A 24,824-nucleotide genomic window follows, 5' to 3' on the forward strand; every position below is an offset into this window, starting at 1 on the left:
GCGGCTGTCCTATCAGGTCAAGCGCCGTGGGTTAAGAGAAATTATTATCGAGCGATGACGGATACGACGCGCTTCATGGATTCGGCCCTCGAAGAGGCCAGGAAAGCGGCGGCACGCGGCGAAGTGCCGATCGGCGCCGTCGTCGTGCTCGACGGCCGGATCGTCGCCGCCGCCGGAAACCGAACCCGCGAACTCAACGACATCACCGCTCATGCCGAAATCGAAGCGATCCGTCACGCTGCCGCCAGCGTCGGCACCGAACGGCTGACGGGAGCAGATCTCTACGTCACGCTGGAACCCTGCACCATGTGCGCGGCGGCGATCTCCTTCGCCCGAATACGCCGCCTTTACTACGGTGCGGAGGACCCGAAGGGTGGCGCGGTCGACAGCGGCGTGAGATTCTATGCGTCGCCCACCTGCCATCACGTCCCGGATGTCTATTCCGGCCTCGCCGAGCGGGAAGCCGCCGATATCCTTCGCGATTTCTTTGCCGGCAAGCGTTAGATCATTTCATTGTTCCGTTGAAGCAATGCAATGAACTAACCCTTTGAAACTGCACAATTCCGGACGGAAAACCGTTAAACACTTTCCCTGGAATTGCTCTAATCGCCGCAGCGGTCAATTCTCGGCAAATGCCTTCAGCGCCGCCCCCGCGAGCCGGTAACGCTTCCATTCCGACATGGGCTCCGCGCCGATCGCCTCATAGACCCGGATGGCCGGCTCGTTCCAATCGAGAACGCTCCATTCGAAGCGACCGCAGCCTTCGGCCACGGCGGTACGCGCCAGATGCTTCAGAAGCAGCTTTCCAGCACCAGACCCGCGGTATTCAGGCGTGACATAAAGGTCTTCGAGATAGAGACCCTTGCGCGCCTGCCATGTGGAGTAGTTGTAGAACCAAATGGCGAAACCGGCAGGTATTCCGTCGACTTCGCAGATGATCGCACGGGTGATGGCGTCCGGACCGAAAAGCGAAGCTTGCAAGCGTTCGACGGTCGCCTCGACCTCATGCTCCGCCTTTTCGTAGATCGCGAGTTCCGTGATGAAGCGCAGAATCGTTTCCGCATCTTCCGGGACAGCGTTGCGAATGCTGGCTGCCATGGCTTAGAACGGCCACCACCATTTGCTGCCGCTGTTGGCGATCTGCGCCTCCTTCTTGCGGCGGCGCTCCTTCACCTTTTCCGGCTCGCCGAGATCCGCTTCGGCGCCCTCCGGAAGACGGCGGTATTCGATCGGCGGATCGCTCAAAAAACGGCGCTTGTCCGAATACGCCCCCATCTCGAGCTTGCGGGCCTCCCGATAGGCCTCCTGCTGCTCCTTGGCCGAAAGACGGCGGCCATTGGCGCTCGCCTTCGCCAGCGGCGAGACATAGTTGGGATCGTTCTTGTTGGCCTCGGCCTCTTCGCGCAGGCGCTGGCGGACTTCCTCTGGCGACTCGACCCACTCCGGGTTGGCTTCGCGGCTTGCCAGCGACTTCTGCGGCTCGATCAAGGCAGTCTGCTGTCCTTGCGGCGGCAGCACGAGCGCCGGGCGGGGTTGATATTTGACCGGATCGCGCTTCGGCGGGGCGAGGCTCACGGCGCTGCCGAGGTCGTCGAGCAGCTGTTCGCCGGCCGTCTTGTCCGTGCCGTAGGTTGGCCCGCCGATGCAGCCCGACAGCACCAGGCCGCCCGCCACGATGGCGGCAATGCTGGCAACAACTCGCAACTCTCGCGTCATTTCCATGAATTTCCTTCCAGCCAGCCGCACATCACATGCCGCGGCCACTCAACGCCCCTTGGCCGAAAAATCCGCCAAATTTCGGGCAGGGTTGTACCGGATGAACGCGGCAAGCGCAATTCATCCGGTAAAACGATACGTTAAGGCTTGAAACCGAGTTCCCTCAGGGCTGCTGCATCGCGGGCGGAAACGTCCGGATAGAGCGGGTCGGACCCGACATCCCTAGTGATTCGCCAGGAGCGGGCGCACTTCTGGCCCTCGGCCAGTCTCGGCACGACACGGACCCTGGCAACCTCGGGCAAGGCGAAAGCATCGGCCGGTCCTTCGGAGCCGACGATCTCGATCGCCGACGTGATGCAGATCTCGGCAAAGTCCTGACCCTCGAGCGCTTGGCGCAAATCGGCGTCCGCCACATGGACGACAGGCGCCGCTTCCAGCGACGAGCCGATGCGCTTGTCCTTGCGTTCGATTTCCAGTGCACCGGTCACGACCTTGCGGACCTCGCGGATCTTGCGCCACTTCTCGGCGAGCGCATCGTTGCGCCACTCCGTCGGCACGGCCGGGAACTGCTCCAGATGCACCGAGAGGGCTTCCGGATTGCGCGAAAGCCAGGCTTCCTCGGCGGTGAAGGGCAGCATCGGCGCAAGCCAGGTCACCAGGCAATCGAACAGGGTGCGGATGACATGCAGCGCGGCGCGGCGACGGATGGAGGACGGTGCGTCGCAGTAGAGCGCGTCCTTGCGGATATCGAAATAGAAAGCCGACAGCTCGACATTCGAGAAATCGATGAGCGCACGGGCGATCCGCTTGAAGTCGAAGGCGTCGTAGCCTTCGCGCACCAACCGGTCGAGTTCGGCCAAGCGGTGCAGCATCAGCTGTTCGAGTTCCGGCATGTCGGACAGCGCGATCACCTCGCCCTTGTCATGCGCGAGCGTGCCGAGCATCCAGCGGACAGTGTTCCTGAGCTTGCGGTATGCGTCGATGTTGGTCTGGATGATGGTCTTGCCGAGACGCTGGTCTTCCCAGTAGTCCGTCGTCATCACCCAGAGGCGCAGGATGTCGGCACCGGCATCCTTCATCACCTCCTGCGGCGTGACGGTGTTGCCCTTCGACTTCGACATCTTCTCGCCCTTCTCATCCATGGTGAAGCCATGGGTGACGACGGCGTTGTAGGGCGCGCGGCCCCGCGTCGCGCAGCTTTCGAGCAACGACGAGTGGAACCAGCCGCGGTGCTGGTCGGAACCCTCGAGATAGACGTCGGCCGGCCATTTCAGGTCGGGCCGATCCTCCAGCGTGAAGGTGTGGGTCGAACCGGAATCGAACCAGACGTCGAGAATGTCCATGACCTGATGCCACTTGGCATGGTCATGATCGTTGCCGAGGAAACGCTCCTTGGCGCCTTCGGCAAACCAGGCATCGGCGCCCTCTTTCTCGAAGGCTTCGAGGATGCGCGCGTTGACGGCGTCGTCGATGAGGATTTCGCCCTGGTCGTCGGCAAAGATCGCGATCGGCACACCCCAGGCGCGCTGGCGCGAAAGCACCCAGTCGGGCCGCTGCTCGATCATCGCACGCAAGCGGTTCTGGCCGGCGCCGGGCACGAAGCGGGTGCCGTCGATCGCCTTCAAGGCGCGCGAGCGCAAGGTCGTGCCATCACCGAAGTCCTTGTCCATGTAGACAAACCACTGCGGCGTGTTGCGGAAGATGACCGGCTTCTTCGACCGCCAGGAATGCGGATAGGAGTGCTTCAAGCGACCACGAGCAAAGAGCGCGTGGCGGGCAATCAACGCCTTGATCACGCGATCATTGGCGTCGCCCTTCTTGCCCTTGTCGTCGATAACGCGACCTGCGCCGCCTTCCGCGTCCGGCCCGAAGCCCGGTGCATCGGTGGTGAAATAGCCGGCATCGTCGACCGTGAACGGGATCGCAGAGGAGATGCCGCGCGCCTCGAGGGCCCGGGCGCTGTCCATCCAGGCATCAAAGTCTTCGCGGCCGTGGCCCGGTGCCGTGTGGACGAAGCCGGTGCCCGCATCGTCGGTCACGTGATCGCCGTCGAGCAGCGGCACATGGAAGGCATAGCCGCCGCCGAGACCGTGCAGCGGGTGGGCGCAAGTGACTGCCCCGAGCTCGTCCGCCTCGATATCGCGGACGAAATTGAACGTCACCTTCGCCTTGGCGGCCGATTCGTCAGCAAGACGCTTGGCGAAGATCAGCCTTTCGCCCGGCTGCGGGCCGTAGTCATTTTCGGCCGTCGCGACTTCATAGAGACCATAGGCATAACGGGACGAATAGGCGATCGCCCGGTTGCCGGGGATCGTCCAGGGCGTCGTGGTCCAGATCACGACGAAGGCGCCCGCGAGTGCGTCCGGGCCTTCGATGACCGGGAACTTCACCCAGATCATGTCGCTTTCGACATCGGCATATTCGACCTCGGCCTCAGCAAGCGCCGTGCGCTCGACGACCGACCACATGACCGGCTTCGAACCGCGATAGAGCTGGCCGGCTTTGGCGATCTTCATCAATTCGCCGGCGATGCGGGCTTCCGCATGGAAGTTCATCGTCGTATACGGCCGCTCGAAATCACCTTCGATGCCAAGGCGCTTGAACTCCTCGGCCTGGACCTCGATCCAGCCGCTGGCGAAGTCACGGCACTCCTTGCGGAACTCGTTGACCGGGACCTCGTCCTTGTTCTTGCCCTTCTCGCGGTACTTTTCCTCGATCTTCCATTCGATCGGAAGGCCGTGGCAATCCCAACCCGGGACGTAATTGGCGTCGAAGCCACGCATCTGGAACGAGCGGTTGATCACGTCCTTGAGGATCTTGTTCAACGCATGGCCGATATGGATGTTGCCGTTGGCGTAGGGCGGGCCGTCATGCAGCACGAACTTCTCGCGCCCGGCAGCCGATGCCCGGAGTTTCTTGTAGAGGCCCATCTTCTGCCAACGGGCAACCGTTTCCGGCTCCTTCTGCGGCAGACCGGCGCGCATCGGAAACTCCGTCTGCGGCAGATAGAGGGTGGAAGAATAGTCGATCTTTTCAGCGGTCTCGGTCATGGTTTTCGCAATCGTCTTTTCCGCGCGGATCCGTCACGCATGCGGAAGGGTTCGGTCTTTCGAAGATGATGGGGGCGTTGAAAACGCCAAAATCCCGGACCTTCCGGCGCTGCCTAGTGCGCGCGGAAAGCCGGGCCAATAATTCGCAGATCGATGATCGCTTGATGGTGCCGGATCATAGTGGCGGGTTCTTTAAGGCGTTTTCGGCCTTTTGAAAAGGTCCGCCAACGTCGCGCGGCCGAATTCTTTGACAGCGGAAAGGCAGCCTCTCCCGGAGCAGTCAGGAGAAATTGAGCCTTTGGTCGATCTCGCTCAGAGGGGAAACGCCGGCAAGAAGGCCTCGCGCCTCCTCGGCATCGCGCTTGATCTGTTCCATCAGCGGCTCCAGTCCATCGAACTTGAGTTCGTCGCGGAGATAGCCGAAGAAGGAAACGCTGCAGACTTCGCCATAGATGTCATCGGAGAAATCGAAAACGAAGGTCTCCAGCAGAGGTTCCCCGTCGCTGTCGACGGTCGGGCGGCGGCCGAAGCTTGCGACGCCGTCATAGAGAGTGCCGTCCGCCCGGCGGAACCGCACGGCGTAGATTCCATTCCTAAGCTCCGCTTCCGGCTGCAGTCTCATATTGGCGGTCGGATAGCCGAGCGTGCGCCCGAGCCGCTTGCCGCCGATCACTTCCGCTTCGACGAGATAACGGTAACCGAGGAGTCCCGCCGCATGCGAGACGTCCCCTTCCGCGAGCAAGGAACGAATGAAGCTCGACGAGATGACGGAAGCGTTTTCGTCGCGGAAGGCATCGACGAGCGTGACGCCAAAACCCTCCCGCTCACCAGCGGCCATCAGGAAGGCCGGGCCGCCTTCGCGCCCCTTGCCGAAATGGAAGTCGAAGCCGGTGACGACATGGGACGCATGCAGCCATTCCCGCAGGATCCGATGGATGAAATCGGACGCAGAAAGCTCGGAAAACGTCCGGTCGAAGGGATATTCGATGACGGCGCCAAAGCCCATGCCTTCGAGGATGCGAGCCTTGAGCGGCGCCGGCGTCAGGCGAAAGACCGGCGTGTCCGGCCTGAAGACCGTGCGTGGATGCGGCTCGAAAGTCAGGACGAGCGCGGGAACGCCGCGTTTCGCCGCCTCATTCAGCGCCCGGTTCAACACCGACTGATGGCCGCGATGAACGCCATCGAAATTGCCGATCGCGATGACGCCGCCGCGCAGGCGCTCCGGAAGCGAATCACGGGTTTCGTTGCGATGAAAAACCGTCATGTCCGTCTTCCCGTCAGCCGAGCCGCGGCATCCACCACTTCGGCGCAGCCCCTTCCCTTTTCAGGAAGGCGGCGAGTTTCGCCTCGTCGGTGCGGCTCTCATGCATGTATTCCTGCGCATGAATGCCTGCGCTGATATAAAGCAGGTCGAAACCCGCGTCCTGCGCGCCCTTCACGTCGGTCGGCATTCCATCGCCGATCGTGATGACGCGGGACAGGTCGAATGCGCCGCGCGTGGCCTTGGCTTCGGCCAAGGCGGCGCGGTAGATCGCGATATAGGGCTTGCCGGCAATGCGGGCCTCGCCTCCAAGCTCCTCATAGAGCTTGGCAATGGCACCGGCGCAGGGGATCAGCCGATGCCCGCGCTCGACGACGAGGTCGGGATTGGCGCAGATGAACGGGACCTTCCGTGTGGCGAGCCCCGTCAATGTCGCACGATAATGTTCCGGCGTTTCGGTTTCATCGTCATAAAAACCGGCGCAGACAATGGTCTCGGCATCCTCCGCAGCAACGATCTCTGTGCCGAGACCTTCGAGCAGCGGAAGATCGCGGTCGGCCCCGATGAAGAAGATCCGTTTCGCCGCGGCCGAGATCAACGCGCGGGTGACGTCTCCGGAGGTAACGATACGGTCATAGGCCTCGTCGGGAACCCCAAGGCCGCGGATCTGCACCTTGACGCCCGGATGCGGCCGCGGCGAATTGGTAATCAGGACGACGGTCAGGCCTCGTGCCCGCGCCTCCGCAAGTGCTTCGCAAGCCGAAGCGAAGGCCTGGACGCCATTGTGAAGAACGCCCCAGACATCGCAGAGCACCACATCGTATCGGCTGGTGATTTCCCGAAAACTGTTGATCCTTACGGCCATATCGGCTTCCCGCAAACTCGGCTTCTCGGCTCACATCGCAAGGAAGGGCAAAGAATACAAGTCTCGCGTTCAGAAAAACGCGGCGCTTCCCAAGAATTCGCCTGCACAATGTTGCCGGCAACTCAGAAAGACCTTCGCCGCCTCGGCAAAGAAGGGGCGGGCGTGAGGCCCGCCGGTATTTTCTCGTTCACGTCCGCTTCCCCTTGCCACCGTGCGAGACCCAATCATGCTTCTCCTGGGTGGCATCACGTGCCCAACGGTAAAGCGCATCGTAAAGCGTCATTCCCGCTTCAAGCTGCTCCAGGTCGTCGGAGTACATCCGGGAAAGCCCCAGCGAGACGGCCAGAAGGCCGGCTGCTTCGGTTCGAGATCGTGCCTGTCAGTGTCCGCTCCACGCACGATCCGCGCGACATGTTCGAGAGCTGGGAAGGAAAGACCGAATTCCTTGACCATCGTATCGAATGTGCAGTCCTCGTCGCGATGGCTCCAGAAGACGCCTTCGATATCGAAAGGTGTCGCGCCAAAACGCTCGCCGACGGCCGAGACTTCGGACGCCGTGACGTAGAGGAAGGTCGCACGCGGATCAACGAAACGGCGGATTAACCATGGGCAGGCAATGCGATCGATCTTCGGCCGGGACCGGGTGACCCACACGGAGCCGCCTGACGGATCGGCGTTCGGCAGGCGCGCGACCGGCACGAGCGGCAGCCCTGCCTCGCGCCATGCCTCGATACCGCCTTCCAAAATCTCCGCTGTTGCGCCCGCGTGCCGGAGCCAGGCTGCAACACCCTCGCTGAGCTTGCCGCCGTGCCGGCAGAGCACGACGACGTTTTGCCCACGGTAGAGCTCCGTCCATTGCTGGGCGCCCGCCTGGGCGCGATGGAAGGAGCCGGGTACGAGATAGGGATCGGCGGCGAGGTCGTCGTCATCGCGCACGTCGATGAGGACCGGTGCTTTCGCGGTTCCGAGAAGCCTGGCCAATTTGTCGGAAGAAATGGAGCTGAACGATGCCATCGTTTACGTCCTTTAGATGTTGCTATTGGACGCGAAATTCCGGCATGACGCCTCGTGGGGCATTCGCTTACCCCATGTGATGGTTAAACCAAAAAAGCCCGCGGCGTGTCAACGATCATGGGCAGCAAAAAATCTCGCGTTCGATCCTTGACTCATTTGGCGCACGGTCCTATCTCGGCTGGCGCTAGCACTCGTGAGATATGAGTGCTAACACCCATCCAGTGGATCCATCAGTGATCCGCAGTGTCATTTGATCGAGGGATTAGACAATGGCAAGCACCAATTTCCGTCCGCTGCACGACCGCGTCGTCGTCCGCCGCGTCGAGTCTGAAGAAAAGACCAAGGGCGGCATCATCATTCCGGACACCGCAAAGGAAAAGCCGCAAGAAGGCGAAATCGTGGCTGTCGGTTCGGGTGCCCGTGACGAAAGCGGCAAGGTTGTTCCGCTCGATGTCAAGGCTGGCGACCGCGTCCTGTTCGGCAAGTGGTCCGGCACCGAAGTCAAGATCAACGGCGAAGACCTTCTGATCATGAAGGAAGCCGACATCATGGGCATCATCGGCTGATCGGCCGGCACCCTTCAACTTCCGTAATTTGAAACCGGGCACGTCCCGGAACTTCGAAACCAGGAGCTTTCAAAAATGGCAGCTAAAGAAGTCAAGTTCGGCCGTTCCGCGCGCGAGAAGATGCTGCGCGGCGTCGACATTCTCGCCGATGCAGTGAAGGTAACGCTCGGCCCGAAGGGTCGTAACGTCGTCATCGACAAGTCCTTCGGCGCTCCGCGCATCACCAAGGACGGCGTTTCGGTCGCCAAGGAAATCGAACTCGAAGACAAGTTCGAGAACATGGGCGCCCAGATGGTCCGCGAAGTCGCTTCGAAGACCAATGACATCGCCGGCGACGGCACGACGACCGCAACCGTTCTCGCCCAGGCAATCGTTCGCGAAGGCGCCAAGGCCGTTGCTGCCGGCATGAACCCGATGGACCTGAAGCGCGGCATCGACCTCGCCGTCACCGAAGTCGTCAAGGACCTGCAAGCCAAGGCCAAGAAGATCAACACCTCGGAAGAAGTTGCCCAGGTCGGCACGATCTCCGCAAACGGTGAAAAACAGATCGGCCTCGACATTGCAGAAGCAATGCAGAAGGTCGGCAACGAAGGCGTCATCACGGTCGAAGAAGCCAAGACCGCCGAAACCGAACTTGAAGTCGTCGAAGGCATGCAGTTCGACCGCGGCTACCTTTCGCCCTACTTCGTCACGAACCCGGAAAAGATGGTCGCCGACCTCGAAGACGCTTTCATTCTCCTGCACGAGAAGAAGCTCTCCAACCTCCAGGCGATGCTCCCGGTTCTCGAAGCTGTCGTCCAGAACGGCAAACCGCTCCTCATCATCGCTGAAGACGTCGAAGGCGAAGCGCTCGCAACGCTCGTCGTCAACAAGCTGCGTGGCGGCCTGAAGATCGCTGCCGTCAAGGCTCCGGGCTTCGGCGACCGCCGCAAGGCCATGCTCGAGGACATCGCCATCCTGACGGGCGGCACGGTGATCTCCGAAGACCTCGGCATCAAGCTTGAAAACGTCACGCTCGACATGCTCGGCCGTGCGAAGAAGGTTTCGATCTCCAAGGAAAACACGACGATCGTCGACGGTGCCGGCCAGAAGTCGGATATCGAAGGCCGGGTTGCACAGATCAAGGCCCAGATCGAAGAAACCACTTCGGACTACGACCGCGAGAAGCTGCAGGAGCGCCTGGCCAAGCTCGCTGGCGGCGTCGCCGTCATCCGCGTCGGCGGTGCGACCGAAGTTGAAGTGAAAGAAAAGAAGGACCGCATCGACGACGCACTCAATGCGACGCGCGCTGCCGTTCAGGAAGGTATCGTACCGGGCGGCGGCGTTGCTCTGCTGCGCTCCTCGGTCAAGATCACCGTCAAGGGCGAAAACGACGACCAGGAAGCCGGTATCAACATCGTTCGCCGCGCTCTGCAGGCTCCGGCCCGCCAGATCGTGGAAAACGCTGGTGATGAAGCCTCCATCGTTGTCGGCAAGATCCTCGAGAAAAACACCGACGACTTCGGCTACAACGCACAGACCGGTGAATATGGCGACATGATCGCCATGGGCATCATCGACCCGGTCAAGGTCGTTCGCACCGCCCTGCAGGACGCAGCCTCGGTTGCAGGCCTCCTCGTCACCACCGAAGCCATGATCGCCGAGCTGCCGAAGAAGGACGCTCCGGCAATGCCTGGCGGCATGGGCGGAATGGGTGGAATGGACATGATGTGATAAGGCATCAGCCTTGTCACAGCGATGTTTCAAAGAGCATCGCGTGATCCATTCCGTTACCGGACTGAAAGGGCGGCTTTCGAGCCGCCCTTTTTGTGTTTTGTCAAACCACGCCGCTGATCTCGAACAGGGCGCACGGTAAAAAGAACCCCCGCCCAAATCAGCGCAAAAAATCGTTGAAGTAGGCAAAATACGAACTATAAGGGCGCCCAAGTGAACGCTAGACGCGAGACCGGGGGGCAGGCACAACTGAGCGCGCATGTGCTTTCTTGATGCCGGCGAGTGCACCCGTTTTCGCAGGGAGCATCACCAAGCCTATTGGATATCTGATCGCAACATAGCCGACCTTCTTGCGAAATGACTTCGCTTGGCGGGCTGTCATTTCTGCGCCGGAACTATCGACCAAGGAATCAGCATAGCCCAGGAGCGCGTTCGCCCTCGGGCAGGTATGGCGGTCTTTCGGAAATGCGTCTGTCCGGCTTGGACACGGATGGTTCGCTGAGGCACATTCTGGGGCAAGCCGTGTTTAAGATCGCAAGAACAAATTCCCTCTCCTCAGGCGTTCACGGGCTCCCGCATCAGGAAATGCTTGCGCAATTCTGTGTTTCCGAAGGCTGGTCGGGCGATCTCACCACAGGTCTCTTCATCCTCGGTGACAGGGCTGCGGCCATTCACGGTCTGCGCGACAACGAATGCGGATTGCTCAATTTCGTCCGCTGTTACGATCCGGCCGATCGCAATCACGTGCTCGAACTTTTCGAGCAGGCGGCAACGTCCTGCTCGACCTTCTGCTTTTCCACGACGATCGTCCTGGAAACAGGGCAAAAGCAGCCGGTCTTCTGCATCGGTGAGTCGTCCGGTCTCGAAGAGCGCTATTCAGGCTCGATGGCAGGGGTCTTCTTCTTCCCGCGTTTTATGGTGGAAGGCGCGCAGGCCGTGCTGAGGCAATAGATCATTTCATTGCTTCATCGAAACAGTGAAATGATCTGTCGCATCAAGCGACAGCGGCTTGCACGCGAGTGCCGACGACGGCGCTGATGGGGGCGGGTCGCCCGAGCAGGTAGCCCTGCGCCTCGTCGCAACCCTCCGCTTGAAGGATCTCGAGCTGGCTCTGCGTTTCGACGCCCTCGGCGAGGACCGGCACGGAAAGGCTTTGTCCAAGGGCGAGAATGGCCCGGACAATCGCTTTCGCCTGAGGACTGCCCTCGACTTCCCACATGAAACTCTTGTCGAGCTTGATCTTGTCGAAGGGGAACGACCGCAACGTCTCGAGCGACGAATAGCCGGTGCCAAAGTCATCGATGGCGATGGTGACCCCAAGCTCCTTGATCTGGCGCAGCGTCAGCAGCGCGCGTTCCTTATCGTCGATGATGGTGGACTCTGTGATCTCCAGTTCGAGCCGCTTCGGGCTGAGCCCGGTTTCCGCGAGCACCTGCTGGACGAGGCTGACGATGTCGCCATTGGCCAGCTGCACCGGTGAAAGATTGACGGCAATCTTGTGTTGGCTGTCCCAGCCGACGGCTTCGCGGCAGGCTTCGCGCAAGACCCATTCGCCGATCGGCAGGATCGCGCCGCACTCCTCGGCCAACGGGATGAATTCGTTTGGCGGCACCATGCCGCGCTCGGGATGGTGCCAGCGCAACAGCACCTCATAGCCGGTGACGTCGCCCGTCATCACCGATTTCTGCACCTGATAGTGAAGCGCCAGTTGCTTCTTTTCGACGGCGTCCCAGAGGTCGTTTGCGAGCGCCCGGCGCTTGCGGGCGGCCTCGTCCATGGAAACCTCGTAGAAGCAGACCGTCTGGTTCAACGCCGCCTTGGCGCGATACATAGCGAGATCGGCATTGTTGATCAGTGTGTCGGCGGTCTCCGCGTCCTGCGGATAGATCGCGACGCCCATGCTGCCGCCGGATTTCAGCTCGAAATCGCCGAAGCGCATTTCCTCATGCAGGCAGTTTTCGATGCGCCGCAGGAAATCATTGAGTTCGGCAAGCTCTTCGAAACGCTTTACTGCCGCGAACTCGTCGCCCCCAAAACGCGCAACGAACTCGCCATCCTGAAGAAGCGCCTTCATCCGTTGCGCGAGCGTGACCAGCACGAAGTCGCCCGCCGCGTGGCCATGCAGATCGTTGACTTCCTTAAACTTGTTCAGGTCAATGCCGATGACGGCCACCTTGCGCGAGAACCAGGCAGCGGCGTCGAGTTCCTCCTCGAGGTAGCTGTTGAACTGCAACCGGTTAGGTAGCCCCGTCAGGCTGTCGTGTCGGGCGAGGAACGAAATCTGTTCCTCAGAGTCCAGTCGCTCGGTGATGTCTTCGTAAGTGGAGACCCACCCGCCGTCCGGCAGCATGCGGTGCTTCGTCAGGATCGAGCGCCCGTTCGGCAGTTTCTCGACGAGATCGGCTCCGCCCTTGCCGGCGATGTCGACGCGATGTTTCTGATAGGCTTCCTCCGCCTTGGCCTTCGCCACCGCAGGATCGGGATAGGCCCGGGCGAATGCCCGATCGAGAATTTCCCGGAATGTCAGCCCCCGTCCGGCGAGCGACTCGGGGAGGCTGAAGATTTCGAGGCAACGCCCGTTCGAAACCAGCAGGCGGTCGGCACTGTCGAACAGGCATATGCCCTGCGTCATGTTCTCGAGCGCAATGTCGAGATTCTTGCTGACCTCGGCGATGCGGTCGGCGTTCGCCTTTTCCTTGGTGATGTCCTTGGCAATCTTGATGAAACCGGCGTGCCGCCCGCCTTCGTCGATGATCGGTTCGATAACCACATGCGCCCAGAAGCGCGTACCATCCTTGCGGAAGCGCCAGCCTTCCGCCTCATATTTCCCGTTGAGAAGGGCGAGGTGCAGTGCCTGTTGCGGCAGCTTCGCCTCTCTTTCTTCCGCTGCGTAGAAGCAGGCGAAGTTCCTGCCGATGATCTCGTCGGCAGTGTACCCCTTGTTCGCCTCGGCGCCCGCGTTCCAGCTGGCCACATGGCCTTCGGTGTCGAGCATGCAGATCGCATAGTCCTTGACGCTGCGGACGAAGCGGGAAAACTCCTTCTCCGAGGCCGCCGCCAGGATCTCCGCCTGACGGGCAAAACCGGCGGCAATCAGAACGATCGACAGCAGGAAGAAAACCGTTCCGGCAATGACGAAAGCCAGCAGGTGCGGCTGTATCATGCCTCGGCTCGCCTCGGCCGCCGGGCCAGCCTCGATCGTCACCGCGCCCATCGCGGTGAAATGCAGTGCCACGATGCCAAGGGTCATTGCCGCCGTGGCAAGGAGCTTGACCCTCAGCCGCTGATTACCGTGGGCAACTGCGAAGAGCGCTGCCACGTCGAACAGCGATCCGGCAAGGATCGAAACGATGACGAGCGTCGCGTCCCAGCGGATGGAGCCGTTCACTTCAAGTGCCGTCATGCCGAGAAAGTGCATCGAGGCGACGCCGGCGCCAAGCACCAGACCGCCGAACAGCCAGCCGCCGCGCCCCGCCACATAGGTCGCGATGCCCAGCGCCGATGTGGTCAGGACAATTGCCACCGCCAGCGACAGCGTCGTGAGGTCGACCTGATATCCGACCACGACACCCGGATCGTAGGCAAGCATGGCGATGAAATGGGTCGCCCATATCCCGAAGCCGCTGGCGATACCGGCGGCGGCGACCCAGACTGCGCGTGGTCTGCCGGTCGCAGCGCGCGCATGCTGAAGCAAGGTGACCGCGCCGAAACTCGACAGGAAGCAAATCAACGCCGCCAGTACAACCAGTCGCGGATCGTGTTCCACCGCGAGGCATGTCAGGATCTTGAACATCACGGATCGCCCAAACAAAGCAGTACGCGGACGCAGATCGCCCGCGCCGCCTCGTCGTATCTGTTGGCGTTTGGCCGTTTAAGGAAGCGTGAAGATCCGTCGAAGGCCACTGCTCTGAAACGGAACAGTGCTTTCTTCGTTAACGGATCCCGAAATCCGAGCGATGTCGCCGCCTAAAGCGCGTCGCATGCGACGCGCTTTAGATCATTGCTTTTATGCATGTCGTTGTCCCAAAACCGCTGCCCACTTTTGGGCGACATGCATTAGGCGAGCAGCGACTTGAGGTCGGTGTCAGGGTCGGCAAGTTTCGCTCGATCCGGCGTTATCCCCGCTTCGAGCAGCTTCTTTCCCGTCACATAGGCCTTGGCATCGTTGATGGCATCGACGGCGATGAATTTGCCTTGTCGGAAGTACCAGACCGATACGCTGCCTTCACGTTGACCCGGTCGAACAAGCGTTTCATCGTGACCGAGCCCGAAGCCGGCGATCTGGAGCTTCACGTCATACTGGTCCGACCAGAACCAGGGCTTCGGATCGTAGGGCTCGGAGCTGCCGGCGAGGATGGCAGCAATGGCCTCCGCCTGGTCAACGGCGTTCTGGACCGATTCCAGGCGGATCCGCATGCCCTGCCACGGCAGGACAGCGCAGTCGCCCATGGCAAAGATCGCCGGATCGGAGGTTCGGCCGTGGCTGTCGACGATGATACCATTGGCGGTCTCCAGGCCCGCCTCATGCGCCAGCGCGTCGTTCGCGATAATGCCGATGCCGACGATCACCACGTCGACTGCAATCGTCGAGCCGTCAGCAAGCTCGGCGGCAGTTACGCGCCCGTTGTCGCCGATCAGGCGGTGGAGCCCCATGCCTTCACGGATATCGACGCCGCGGGAGCGGTGAATCCCGCGAACGATCGCGGAGGTGGCAGCGGAGGCGACGCGCTGGAGGATGCGGTCCGCCATTTCGATGACGGTCACGTCCATGCCGCAGGTCCGGGCGACTGCCGCAGCCTCGAGACCAATGTAGCCTCCGCCGATCACCAGCGCGCGGCGCCCGGGCTGCATTTCCTCGGCCAGCAGGTCGGCATCCTTGAAATCGCGTACGACGTAGACGCCGGCAAGATCGCCACCGATCGGAGCGGGCAATCGGCGCGGCGTCGCCCCCGTTGCGAAGGCGAGCGTCTCATAGCCGAGCACCGATCCGTCGCTCAGCGCTACGTGTTTTGACCCACGGTCGATGCGTGTGACCGTCGTCGACAGGCGAATGTCGATGTCGTGCTCCGAATACCAGGCCTCCGGCCGATAGAGCAGCCGATCGAGAGTCATTTCGCGGAGCAGATATTTCTTGGAAAGCGGCGGCCGCTGGTAAGGAAGGCTTTCCTCCGAGGCGACGATCGTCACCGGCCGCTCGTCCTTCAAAGCGCGAAGTTTGGCAACCAAGGCAAAAGCGGCCTGGCCGCCGCCGACAACAACAAGTCTTCCCGACACCTGCTCCACCCGTCTCTTGATGCTCGCGTTCCGCCAGCCGTACCCTCTCCGCCCGAGCTTCGTCAACTCGGACGGAACGGCAAGACCGCGTGCAGGATCAGGGCTTCCGCGGGATTTCCATGCCCTTTTGCGCAGCCGGTCGGGCGAGACCGCGATCGACCCAGGCCATGACATTCGGGAAGCTCTCATAATCGAGCACTTCCGCACCGCCGTAGAATCTGCGGGCCCCCTCTACCCACGGATAGGTGGCAATATCGGCGATGGTGTATTCGTCGCCCATCAGCCATTGCCGGCCTTTCAGGCGCGTCTCGAGAACGCCAAGCAAGCGCTTCGATTCATCGCGGTAGCGTTCCACCGGATAGGAGTTGTTGGCGACCTTTTCGGCCGCGAATTTGAAGAAATGCCCGAACTGACCGAGCATCGGGCCAACCCCACCCATCTGGAACATCACCCAGCAAAGCGTCTCGTAGCGACCGGCGGCATCCTCGGGGATGAGTTTTCCCGTCTTTTCTGCCAGATAAACCAGGATCGCACCGGATTCGAAGAGACCGATCGGCTTTCCGCCAGGTCCGTTCGGGTCGATGATCGCCGGGATTCGGCCGTTCGGGTTGAGCGACAGGAATTCGGGCGACTTCTGTTCGTTGGCATCGAACGCAATTCGATGCGGCTCGTAGGGCAGGCCCAGTTCTTCCAGGGCGATAGAGATCTTCACGCCGTTCGGGGTCGGCAGCGAATAGAGCTGGATAATGTCCGGGTTGGTTGCCGGCCAGCGGGTCGTGATCGGGAAAGAGGAAAGATCAGCCATAAGATGCCTCAAGGTGGGATGCTGAAGGTGAGACGTGCCGCCCCTACATAGGTCGTCGCAATTCCATTTGTTAGGCAAAATTTCCGCGAGCGATTGCATCGCTCCGTCATTTCTCCCGAAAGAACCGTGTCAGAGCGCAGCGCGGATGGATGCAATGATCCGGTCGACGACAGGATCTTCCGCATGGACAGCCTTCCGAGCCCTGACGAAGCAGGCTTCCGACCGTAGAATTACGCCATCCGAAAGGATCTTGAGGTGGTTCGCCTTAAGCGTCGAGCCGGTCGAGGTGATGTCTACGATAATGTCGGCCGAGCCGGATGCCGGCGCGCCTTCCGTGGCCCCCAGGCTCTCGACGATGCGATAGAGCTGAATACCATGGCTTCCGGAGAAAAATTGCTGGGTCAGTCGCCAGTATTTGGTGGCGATCGCAAGCCTGCGCCCGTGACGCGCCCGGAAGTCGGCAGCAACATCGCCGAGATCCGCCATGGTATCGACGTCATACCAGATTTCCGGCACGGCCACGACGACGTCGGCATGGCCGAAGCCGAGCCGGGCGCAGAACTCCACGCGCGCATCGGCATCGGCCAGGCCCTCGCGAACGAGATCTTCGCCGGTGACGCCGAAATCGACTGCGCCGCTGCCGATTTCGCGGGAAATTTCCGACGCCGAGAGGAAGGCGATCTCGACGTCGTCCCAGCCCTCCACGCGGCCGCGATAGGAGCGGTCGTTGCCGACGGCGACGATCTTCATTCCGGCGCGCGCGAAGATCGCCGAAGCATCGTCCTTCATCCGGCCCTTCGAAGGCAGTGCAATCGTGATCGTCATTTCACGCCCCCCGCGGTAGCAACCGCATGCTCGATCCGGTCAAGCCAGAGGGAGAAGCCGACCGCCGGAATATGTTCGCGGGCGCCGAGAAGCGTCAGCAGGCGATCGAAGCGTCCGCCACCGGCCAGAACTGCCGCCGTCCCTTCGATCTCGATCTCGAAGACGAGGCCGGTATAATAGTCGAGCGGGCGGCCGAACGCGGCCCGATAGCGGATGAGACCGATATCGGCGCCCGCACGCGAAAGGGCCGCAACGCGCGCGTCGAAGAGCGACAGCGCGGCTTCGATTTTCAACCCGGACTTCGCGGCGAAGCCGAAAAGCGCAGCCGGCGCGTCGGCCAGCGGCAAGTCCAGCGTCAGGAATTCGCGCATGACGGCGAGCGTGGTCTTGTCCAGTCGCGTGTTCGCCAGCTCCAATTTCTCCTTGAGGCGGCGAGCGATGTCGCGGGGCGACCGGCTAGTATTGGTCGAATAGCCGGTGGCCTCCATGGTCTGAGCAATATAGGCGACGAGCCGGTCTTCGTCCTCGAGCATGCCCATGATCGCAAGCCGCTCGACCTCATGGCCGAAGACGCCCGCGGATTTCGGATCGGCGAGCTCCGCCAGAAGCTTCTGCAGCTGTTTCGGATCGCCAAAGGCATGGATCAGCCGCTTCTGCCAACCGGCCGGCAGCCCGCAGGCGGCGATCACCGCTTCGAAGACGGATTGGTCGCCCAGCGTCACCTTCAGCCGCCGTCCCGGCAATCTATTGGCAAGAACCTGCATCGCGTCGCCGACGGCTCTCGCGTCCGCCCGCGCCGTGTCCGGCTCACCGAGGTCCTCGATGCCGGCCTGATAGAACTCGCCCGATCCCTCGCGTCGCTGGCGGAACACTTCGCCGAGATAGGCATAGCGCTGCGGCGTGCCGGTCGCGGTCTCGATATGTCGAATGCAGACCGGAATCGTGAATTCCGGACGAAGGCAAAGGCTCTCGCCCGTCTCGCTCTGCGTCATGAAAATACGCCGCCGCAGGTCTTCCCCGGCCATGTCGAGAAAGGGCTCGGCCGGCTGGATCACCGGTGTGTCGACACGCAGCGTCTCCATCCGCTCAAAATCGGCAAGCAGGTCGCCAGCAAAGGCGGGGAGATTGATCAGAGGCATTGCGGTCAGTTCGCCCTTGTTCGGTCCTCGGCCTGTGCCGCCAGCATCTCGCGCACCTTCTCGACCAGATCAGTTTCCGGCACGGAGACCTGCGCCACGCGCGCCTCGCGCCAGGCGACATTGTCCTGGATTTCGCCCGAGAGGCGCTTGCCCTCGATCAGGTCCTTGATCTGCACGACGCCCGAGGCGCGCTCATCGCCGCCCTGGATGATCGCCAGCGGCGAACCGCGGCGATCGGCATATTTGAGCTGGTCGCCGAAATTCTTCTTGTTGCCCTGGTACATCTCGGCACGGATACCGGAATGGCGCAGCTCTTGGACAAAACGCTGGTAGCGGCCCATGCTTTCGATGTCACGGTCCATGACGCAGACGACCACCGGCGCGATCACATCCTCGGTCCCAAGCTTGCCAAGGTTCTTCAGCGCCGTCATCAGCCGCGACACGCCGATCGAGAAGCCGGTTGCAGGCACCGGCTGCCCCATGAAACGCGAGACGAGGCCATCGTAGCGGCCGCCACCGCCGACGGAGCCGAAAACGACCTTTTCGCCCTTCTCGTTCGTGATCGCAAATTGCAACTCGGCCTCGAAGACGGGGCCGGTGTAATATTCAAGACCGCGCACGACCGAGGGGTCAATCTTGATGCGGTCGATCCCGTAGCCAGCAGATCTCGCGAGGCTCCAAATCGTCATAAGCTCGTTGAGGCCGTCACTTGCGAGTTTATTCTCGTAAAATGACTGCTGCATCTCGTCGAGAATATACCAATCTGCCATATCAACGACGGACACATTGGCGGGCAGCGATTTCCGCTCGTCAACCTCACGCGACACTTGTGTGGCCGTCGTCACAAAACCCATCAGACGAGCGATCTGCTCGTCGTTCAGGCCCGCGCCCTTGGTGAAGTCGCCGCTTTCATCCTTGCGACCTTCGCCAAGCAGCAGTCGCACGCCCTCGGGGCCGAACTTGTCGAGCTTGTCGATGGCGCGCAAGACGGTCAAGCGCGCATTCGCGTGCTCGTCACCACCAAGGCCGATCGCCTCGAGCACACCATCGAGAACCTTGCGATTGTTGACGCGGATCACATAGTCGCCGCGCTGAATGCCGAGCGCTTCCATGGTGTCGGCCATCATCATGCACATCTCGGCATCGGCCTGGACGCCCGCCGCGCCGACGGTGTCGGCGTCGAACTGCATGAACTGGCGGAAACGGCCCGGACCCGGCTTCTCGTTGCGGAAGACGTAGCCGGCCCGATAGGTCCGGTAGGGAAGCTGGATCTCGTTGAAATTCTCGGCCACGTGCCGCGCGAGCGGTGCCGTCAGGTCGTAGCGCAGACTCATCCACTGATCGTCGTCGTCCGTCAGCGAGAAGACGCCCTCGTTCGGCCGGTCGCTGTCGGGAAGGAACTTTCCCAGAGCGTCGGTATATTCGAATAGCGGCGTTTCCACCGGATCGAAACCATAGCGCTCGTAGACTTCCTGGATCTTGGCGATCATCTCGTCGACCGCGCGGATATCCGCGGCCGAGCGATCGACAAAGCCGCGCGGCAGTCGAGCTTTGAGCTTCTGCGGTTTCTTCGGTTTCTCGTTCATTGAAAGTATTTCCGGACTGTCAAATTTGATCGGTGCCTTCCCTACCGGATCACGTCAAGGGCGGCAAGGGCAGCCGGAATAAAGGGCGCCCGTGCTCGGCGCGAGAAACTCCTCGACGCACGCTTCAGATCGTCAATCTCGGATGTAACAAAGCTGTGATTGTACTTATGGAGATATTCTCCTATAGGTTAAGTGCTGGTCGACTGGGTTGTCCGGCAGCCCAATGCGATACGGCGGCAGAAATCATGCAACGCTTTGCCGCTGGCAGCCCCCGGGCGATATTCTGCTTGAAAGCCGGAACAAAGGTCGGCGCGACGCGAGGAGCGCGCGAACGACGCAAGGGCTTCAGCGGAGATTTTGGCGGCATGCTGAAATTTATGAAACCCGGTCGCGGCGCAATCAAGCCCGCCCATCTGGAGGCCCATGAGGGCTGGACGCGCGATCTGGCGCAAGGGAATTATCTCGTCGAGCCGTGGCACTGCAATCTCGCCAACGGCACCTTTCTTCTGGGGCCGCGGACGCTCGCGCTTCTCGGCGCACGGCAGAACCCGTGCGGTATCATCGACCTGCTGCGCGCCCACGACGGAGACGACAGGTCAATAATTCTGAACATTCTGGAGCAGGCGACCGGGACACCGTCTTCCTTCTGTTTTTCCACGCGCGTGCGTAGTCGATCCGGACAAGCCTCGCCGCTTTGTTGCGTCGGAAACTCGACGCTTGCCAGTGAAGTCGGAGACGGCATGCTGGAAGGCATATTTGCTTTCCCCGACACCGGGAACTGTTGAGCAGGTGATTGCGGCGGCCTGTCCCCTCTTTCACTGGCCGAAATTTATCTTATCTTACATGCATGCTGCGTCGCCTCGCCCTCGTCTGCTGTTTCTGTCTGCGCCACTCATCGGCGCCCCGTCGGCCGTGGCACAGGCGCGGGATGTTGCCGCGACGGGAGTGGGCCATCATCACTCGGCAGCCGTTGCCGCCGATCATCACGCTTCAGCAAATCATGACGCGCGCTGCGAGACGACAGAGCGCTGCGATCTTCCCACGAAGCCTCTGCATCCGGCGCTGTGCTCGGCGTGCCTGGCAATCAGCCCCGCTCAGTCCAAGTTGAGGCGGCCCGAAACCCCCTCCACCCGCCTTTCCTTGCGGCATTACGCGAAACCTCTCGGCGAGAGTGTGAGGCCGCAGGTTCCGCCGCCCAAGCCCTTCCTTTCGATCTGAGGAACCACGCGGTCGCTCCGCGAGGAATGTTCCGAAAGTTTGAAAAATGAAGCATCTCTCCGTTTTTCGGCGAAACCGCCCGGAAGCGGAACAATCCCGCATATCACGGACATGCGCCCGCGAATGTCGGATAGGATTTCGAAAGGAAAATATCATGTCCCCAAAAACGATCGCCGCCGCCCTCATGCTGGCAGCACTCGCCACCACCCCTTCCCTTGCGCAGGAAAGCGGCCACGGAACCATGCACGGCTCGACGGAGGCGGCAAACCCGGCCGGCGATGTTTCGCCGTCCAGCAAGGCCTTTGCCGCAGCAAACGCCAAGATGCACAAAGACATGGATATCGCCTTCACCGGCAAAACCGACCTCGACTTCGTGCGCGGCATGATCGCTCACCACCAGGGAGCGATCGACATGGCCAAGATCGAGCTGGAACACGGCAAGGATGAAGAGATCCGCAAGCTGGCGGAAAACATCATCAAGGCCCAGGAAAGCGAGATCAAGATGATGAAGGAATGGCTCGCCAAGAACGGCGGGTGACGATGACGCCTGCCGCACCGAATGATGCGGCAGGCTTTCCGCTGGTTTGGACTTACGGCGAACGCAGCAGACGCATCAATTCCGCCGGCATCTCGTCACCTTTCTCGGCCAGCTTTTGCGCATACTTACCCATCTCAGTGGGCGCAACGGCGACAAGATTATCTAGCCAGGGGTTTGCTTTCAGAGTGATGCGTGTCGTGCGCCCCGTACTGCGCGGCATGATGTGGAGCAGATGTTTCTCGCCTTTCCCAGTCGCATAGACGTACTTGGTCTTTACATCCGCCAATTCGAATTCGTATCTGTACATGTTGAACATGTGGCAGCCAGTCTCGACGAGCTTTCCGTCTTCAACGAACAGCAGATCCTGATGGCGGGAGAGTGCCGGCACAATCGCGATAAGCGCAACCGCTGCAACTAAGAAACCCATGACGCACAGCGTTGCGCGACGCTCTCCGGGAGCAAATCGCGGCAGGGCACCGTCAGGTCTCAGCCATACCTCAACGCGCATACGCATGAATACCGCCCCCGCAAACAGCGCGGCGACGGCGAGTGCCGCCAAGTAAATCCACCAAGGCCGAACCGCACATGGCCAGCCCGACCACCACGAACCGGCATCAAGTATAACCAACGCTCTCAATCCCCGTCTTGGCTGCGCAAATCAAAGTCGAATCAAAATCGCCTGCAATTGATACGTTGCATGGTCGGCTCTACAGCGCGGTTCGGGCGGAGCCTTGCAGCGACCCGACAAGCTTCCGGCGCATCTCCTCCACCTGTACCCGGCAAAAACAGCCTTCGATATGGTCGTTGACGAGGCCCATGGCCTGCATCAACGCGTAGATCGTCGTCGGCCCAACGAATGTCCAGCCGCGTTTCTTCAGGTCTTTCGAGATGCGCGTGGACGTTACGGTCGTCGGATTGGCGATCAAGGCCTCGTAGCTCATGACCTTCGGACGCTCGCTCTGATCCGGCTCATGGGACCAGAAATAGGAGGCGAGTGAGCCGAACTCCGTGCGCAGTTCCTTGGCCCGCCGCGCATTGTTGATGGTCGAGACAATCTTGCCGCGATGGCGCACGATGCCGGTGTCCGCGAGGCAACGTTCGATATCGGCCTCGCCGAATTCGGCGACACGGTCGAAATCGAAGCCGGCGAAGGCGGCGCGAAACGCTTCGCGCTTCCGCAAGATCGTCAGCCACGACAGGCCCGACTGAAAGCCTTCCAGGCAGATCTTCTCGAACAGCCGGTGATCGTCCGTAACCGGCCGGCCCCATTCCTCGTCATGGTAGCGCCGGTAGTCCTCGAGATTGCCGTGCCAGGCGCAGCGATCAAGTCCATCATCTCCGGTAATCAAGCCTTTCGCGGCCATTGTTTCATTCTCTCTCGGTTGCTCTTTTGTTCTGTTTACCACTCGCAAACCACTTTCATAAAGTGGCCGATAACCCTACCCAGAGCTTTATCCGCGCGCCGGCCTTTTAATGAATGGCCGTTTACCTTTCGGTGGCAACGCGGTGCCACGATCAGGCCATTGCCAGGCGCGCCTGGCCGGCGAAAGCGCCGCTTTCCCGGCCATGGAGCCGTTCTTTGAAAATTTTCGGCGCAAATGTAGCGAGTCCGCCCATGATGAAAAAATCCCTTTTTCTTGCCATATCCCTCCTCTGTGTCGTTGCCGGCGAGGCCGGCGCGCGCGACCGGTATCACAATCGTCCGCCCGTTATCGTCAGCCCGGATCTCACCGCCCCCTGGTTGATGCAGCTTGGCGGGCAGCAGGCGCGTCCGGTCGCCTACCGTCCGCAGATGCCGACAGCCACCCGAAAGCAGTTCGACGGACGTCAGGCAAAGCGCCGGGCTGCGCCCGCATTGGCGCAGCCCGTTGCGGCCGTGCGTGCGCAAAAGCCGACGAAGACGAAGTTCGATCCGCAGTTCCTGCCGCAAACCGTGGCCTATGATGGTCCGGAGAAGCCTGGCACGATCGTGATCGACACCAACAACCGCTTCCTCTATCTCGTCACAGGCAAAGGCGAAGCCCGTCGCTATGGCGTCGGTGTCGGCAAACCGGGCTTCGAATGGGCCGGCGCGCACAAGATCACCCGAAAGGCGGAGTGGCCGACCTGGACGCCGCCACAGGAAATGATCGCGCGGGAAGCCGCGAAGGGGCATTATCTGCCGGCCCGCATGGAGGGCGGCCCTGGAAACCCGCTCGGCGCCCGGGCCATGTATCTCGGCTCCACGCTTTACCGCATCCACGGCACCAACGCGCCGTGGACTATCGGCTATGGCGTCTCGTCCGGCTGCATCCGCATGCGTAACGAAGATGTCGTCGATCTCTATGAGCGCGTGAACGTGGGCACGAAGGTTATCGTGATATAAAATCGCTCTTCACCTGAACAACCCGCGTACAGATTGCGTTCGCCCCGGCAACAGTGCTCCAAACGCAACAGCTGTTCCCAGAGATACAAGTTACGCCGGTGCCTATGCTCTATCGGATATGGCGCAGGCTTGAGCTTGCAGGTAATTTGCCGAACCTGCACGCGATTAGGGTTGAGAGGGAATCGTTAATGAAATTTCATGCCAAGAAGGTGGTTGCGCTCGCTGTCGCGGCCACGGCACTGTTTGGTGCGACGAATGCATCGGCGTTCACTCCGGCGAATGCACCGGAGGCCACCGCCAAGCGTTCCGACATTCTGCTGGCCGCCTATCAGAAGCGGCCGCCGCAAAGATACTGGCGCACCAAGGTCCGTTTCCGGACGAATGAAGCTCCCGGCACCATTATCGTCGATACGAACAACAAGTATCTCTATTACATCGACGGCCCGAACCGCGCGACGCGTTACGGCATCGGCGTCGGTCGCGAAGGCTTCGGCTGGTCCGGTGTCGTCAAGGTCGGCCGCAAAGCCGAGTGGCCAAGCTGGACGCCTCCGGCGGAAATGCGCGTGCGAGAAGCCGCGAAGGGCCGCATCCTGCCGATCACTCAGCAAGGCGGCATCGACAATCCGCTCGGCGCCCGCGCGCTTTATCTCTACAAGGGCGGCCGCGACACGATCTTCCGCATTCACGGCACGAACCAGCCCTGGACCATTGGCCAGAACATGTCGTCGGGATGCATCCGGATGATGAACGAGGACGTCGAGCACCTTTACGACCGTGCCGGTATCGGTACGAAAGTGATCGTCATCGGCCCGGGCAACAAGCACGGCGATGTCAATTACGACGATCGCGGCGTGGACATTTTCCGCCAGATCTTCGGCGGCTGAGTTTA

At 61.2% G+C, this 24,824-nt stretch carries 21 protein-coding genes and 1 pseudogene; 8 read left to right on the top strand and 14 right to left on the bottom strand.

Going from position 1 to position 24,824, the window contains the following annotated elements; all coding sequences use genetic code 11:
• Positions 1-54 precede the first annotated feature (54 nt).
• Positions 55-504 (top strand): nucleoside deaminase, encoded by a 450-nt coding sequence (locus ILFOPFJJ_RS11680; protein ID WP_173510715.1) that lies wholly within the window; start codon positions 55-57, stop codon positions 502-504.
• Between the two features lie 114 nt (positions 505-618).
• Here ILFOPFJJ_RS11680 and ILFOPFJJ_RS11685 read toward each other — a convergent pair whose 3' ends face one another.
• The 6 genes and pseudogenes from ILFOPFJJ_RS11685 to ILFOPFJJ_RS11710 form a co-directional block, all read right to left on the bottom strand.
• On the bottom strand, positions 619-1,098 hold the full coding sequence (locus tag ILFOPFJJ_RS11685) for a GNAT family N-acetyltransferase (protein ID WP_173510716.1): 480 nt from the start codon (positions 1,096-1,098) through the stop codon (positions 619-621).
• 3 nt (positions 1,099-1,101) lie between these two features.
• Positions 1,102-1,722, bottom strand: coding sequence for a hypothetical protein (locus tag ILFOPFJJ_RS11690; RefSeq protein ID WP_173510717.1), 621 nt, complete (start codon positions 1,720-1,722; stop codon positions 1,102-1,104).
• Positions 1,723-1,856: 134 nt separating this feature from the next.
• The gene (gene ileS, locus ILFOPFJJ_RS11695) at positions 1,857-4,766 is read right to left on the bottom strand and encodes an isoleucine--tRNA ligase (protein ID WP_173510718.1); all 2,910 of its coding nucleotides are present in this window, start codon (positions 4,764-4,766) and stop codon (positions 1,857-1,859) included.
• Positions 4,767-5,046: 280 nt separating this feature from the next.
• Positions 5,047-6,030 carry a bifunctional riboflavin kinase/FAD synthetase gene (locus tag ILFOPFJJ_RS11700; RefSeq protein ID WP_173510719.1) on the bottom strand — a complete coding sequence of 328 codons (984 nt, stop codon included), beginning with the start codon at positions 6,028-6,030 and terminating at the stop codon, positions 5,047-5,049.
• Positions 6,031-6,043: 13 nt separating this feature from the next.
• The gene (locus tag ILFOPFJJ_RS11705) at positions 6,044-6,892 is read right to left on the bottom strand and encodes a TIGR01459 family HAD-type hydrolase (RefSeq protein WP_173510720.1); all 849 of its coding nucleotides are present in this window, start codon (positions 6,890-6,892) and stop codon (positions 6,044-6,046) included.
• A 187-nt stretch (positions 6,893-7,079) separates the two neighbouring features.
• Positions 7,080-7,906: pseudogene (locus ILFOPFJJ_RS11710) on the bottom strand (chromate resistance protein ChrB domain-containing protein).
• Positions 7,907-8,175: 269 nt separating this feature from the next.
• On the opposite strand from ILFOPFJJ_RS11710, the gene groES reads away from it, so the two are divergent.
• The 3 genes from groES (at position 8,176) to ILFOPFJJ_RS11725 (ending at position 11,136) form a co-directional block, all read left to right on the top strand.
• Positions 8,176-8,472 (top strand): co-chaperone GroES, encoded by a 297-nt coding sequence (groES, locus tag ILFOPFJJ_RS11715; RefSeq protein ID WP_012706990.1) that lies wholly within the window; start codon positions 8,176-8,178, stop codon positions 8,470-8,472.
• Between the two features lie 75 nt (positions 8,473-8,547).
• Positions 8,548-10,185: a chaperonin GroEL gene (gene groL, locus ILFOPFJJ_RS11720; protein ID WP_173510721.1), complete on the top strand. Its 1,638-nt coding sequence runs from the start codon at positions 8,548-8,550 to the stop codon at positions 10,183-10,185.
• A gap of 522 nt (positions 10,186-10,707) precedes the next feature.
• Entirely contained in the window at positions 10,708-11,136 is a 429-nt protein-coding gene (locus tag ILFOPFJJ_RS11725; protein WP_173510722.1) for a hypothetical protein, read from the top strand.
• Positions 11,137-11,179: 43 nt separating this feature from the next.
• On the opposite strand, the gene ILFOPFJJ_RS11730 is transcribed toward ILFOPFJJ_RS11725, so the two are convergent.
• The 6 genes from ILFOPFJJ_RS11730 to hisS form a co-directional block, all read right to left on the bottom strand.
• Positions 11,180-13,978 carry a bifunctional diguanylate cyclase/phosphodiesterase gene (locus tag ILFOPFJJ_RS11730; RefSeq protein WP_173510723.1) on the bottom strand — a complete coding sequence of 933 codons (2,799 nt, stop codon included), beginning with the start codon at positions 13,976-13,978 and terminating at the stop codon, positions 11,180-11,182.
• A 263-nt stretch (positions 13,979-14,241) separates the two neighbouring features.
• Positions 14,242-15,459, bottom strand: coding sequence for an NAD(P)/FAD-dependent oxidoreductase (locus ILFOPFJJ_RS11735; protein WP_173510724.1), 1,218 nt, complete (start codon positions 15,457-15,459; stop codon positions 14,242-14,244).
• Positions 15,460-15,556: 97 nt separating this feature from the next.
• Positions 15,557-16,264 carry a glutathione binding-like protein gene (locus tag ILFOPFJJ_RS11740; RefSeq protein ID WP_173510725.1) on the bottom strand — a complete coding sequence of 236 codons (708 nt, stop codon included), beginning with the start codon at positions 16,262-16,264 and terminating at the stop codon, positions 15,557-15,559.
• 129 nt (positions 16,265-16,393) lie between these two features.
• Complete coding sequence (hisG, locus tag ILFOPFJJ_RS11745) at positions 16,394-17,089, bottom strand: ATP phosphoribosyltransferase (protein WP_173510726.1); 696 nt, start codon at positions 17,087-17,089, stop codon at positions 16,394-16,396.
• On the bottom strand, positions 17,086-18,228 hold the full coding sequence (locus ILFOPFJJ_RS11750; RefSeq protein ID WP_173510727.1) for an ATP phosphoribosyltransferase regulatory subunit: 1,143 nt from the start codon (positions 18,226-18,228) through the stop codon (positions 17,086-17,088). The genes hisG and ILFOPFJJ_RS11750 overlap by 4 nt, the downstream gene beginning before the upstream one ends.
• Before the next feature lie 5 nt (positions 18,229-18,233).
• Positions 18,234-19,814, bottom strand: coding sequence for a histidine--tRNA ligase (gene hisS / locus ILFOPFJJ_RS11755; protein WP_173510728.1), 1,581 nt, complete (start codon positions 19,812-19,814; stop codon positions 18,234-18,236).
• A 32-nt stretch (positions 19,815-19,846) separates the two neighbouring features.
• Here hisS and ILFOPFJJ_RS36460 point away from each other — a divergent pair, with 32 nt between their 5' ends.
• Both ILFOPFJJ_RS36460 and copM read left to right on the top strand, forming a co-directional pair.
• The gene (locus ILFOPFJJ_RS36460) at positions 19,847-20,599 is read left to right on the top strand and encodes a hypothetical protein (protein WP_246299590.1); all 753 of its coding nucleotides are present in this window, start codon (positions 19,847-19,849) and stop codon (positions 20,597-20,599) included.
• Between the two features lie 587 nt (positions 20,600-21,186).
• Complete coding sequence (gene copM / locus ILFOPFJJ_RS11765; protein ID WP_173510729.1) at positions 21,187-21,570, top strand: CopM family metallochaperone; 384 nt, start codon at positions 21,187-21,189, stop codon at positions 21,568-21,570.
• A 52-nt stretch (positions 21,571-21,622) separates the two neighbouring features.
• Here the strand turns inward: copM and ILFOPFJJ_RS11770 are convergent, their stop codons facing one another.
• Both ILFOPFJJ_RS11770 and ILFOPFJJ_RS11775 read right to left on the bottom strand, forming a co-directional pair.
• On the bottom strand, positions 21,623-22,129 hold the full coding sequence (locus ILFOPFJJ_RS11770; protein WP_173510730.1) for a hypothetical protein: 507 nt from the start codon (positions 22,127-22,129) through the stop codon (positions 21,623-21,625).
• A gap of 148 nt (positions 22,130-22,277) precedes the next feature.
• Positions 22,278-22,934 (bottom strand): DNA-3-methyladenine glycosylase I, encoded by a 657-nt coding sequence (locus ILFOPFJJ_RS11775; protein WP_173510731.1) that lies wholly within the window; start codon positions 22,932-22,934, stop codon positions 22,278-22,280.
• A gap of 251 nt (positions 22,935-23,185) precedes the next feature.
• Between ILFOPFJJ_RS11775 and ILFOPFJJ_RS11780 the strand changes: the two genes are divergently transcribed.
• Positions 23,186-23,935 (top strand): L,D-transpeptidase, encoded by a 750-nt coding sequence (locus ILFOPFJJ_RS11780; RefSeq protein WP_173510732.1) that lies wholly within the window; start codon positions 23,186-23,188, stop codon positions 23,933-23,935.
• A 188-nt stretch (positions 23,936-24,123) separates the two neighbouring features.
• Positions 24,124-24,819 carry a L,D-transpeptidase gene (locus ILFOPFJJ_RS11785; RefSeq protein ID WP_173510733.1) on the top strand — a complete coding sequence of 232 codons (696 nt, stop codon included), beginning with the start codon at positions 24,124-24,126 and terminating at the stop codon, positions 24,817-24,819.
• Positions 24,820-24,824: the final 5 nt, after the last annotated feature.

This window comes from Sinorhizobium psoraleae, assembly GCF_013283645.1.
Lineage (GTDB): Bacteria > Pseudomonadota > Alphaproteobacteria > Rhizobiales > Rhizobiaceae > Sinorhizobium > Sinorhizobium psoraleae.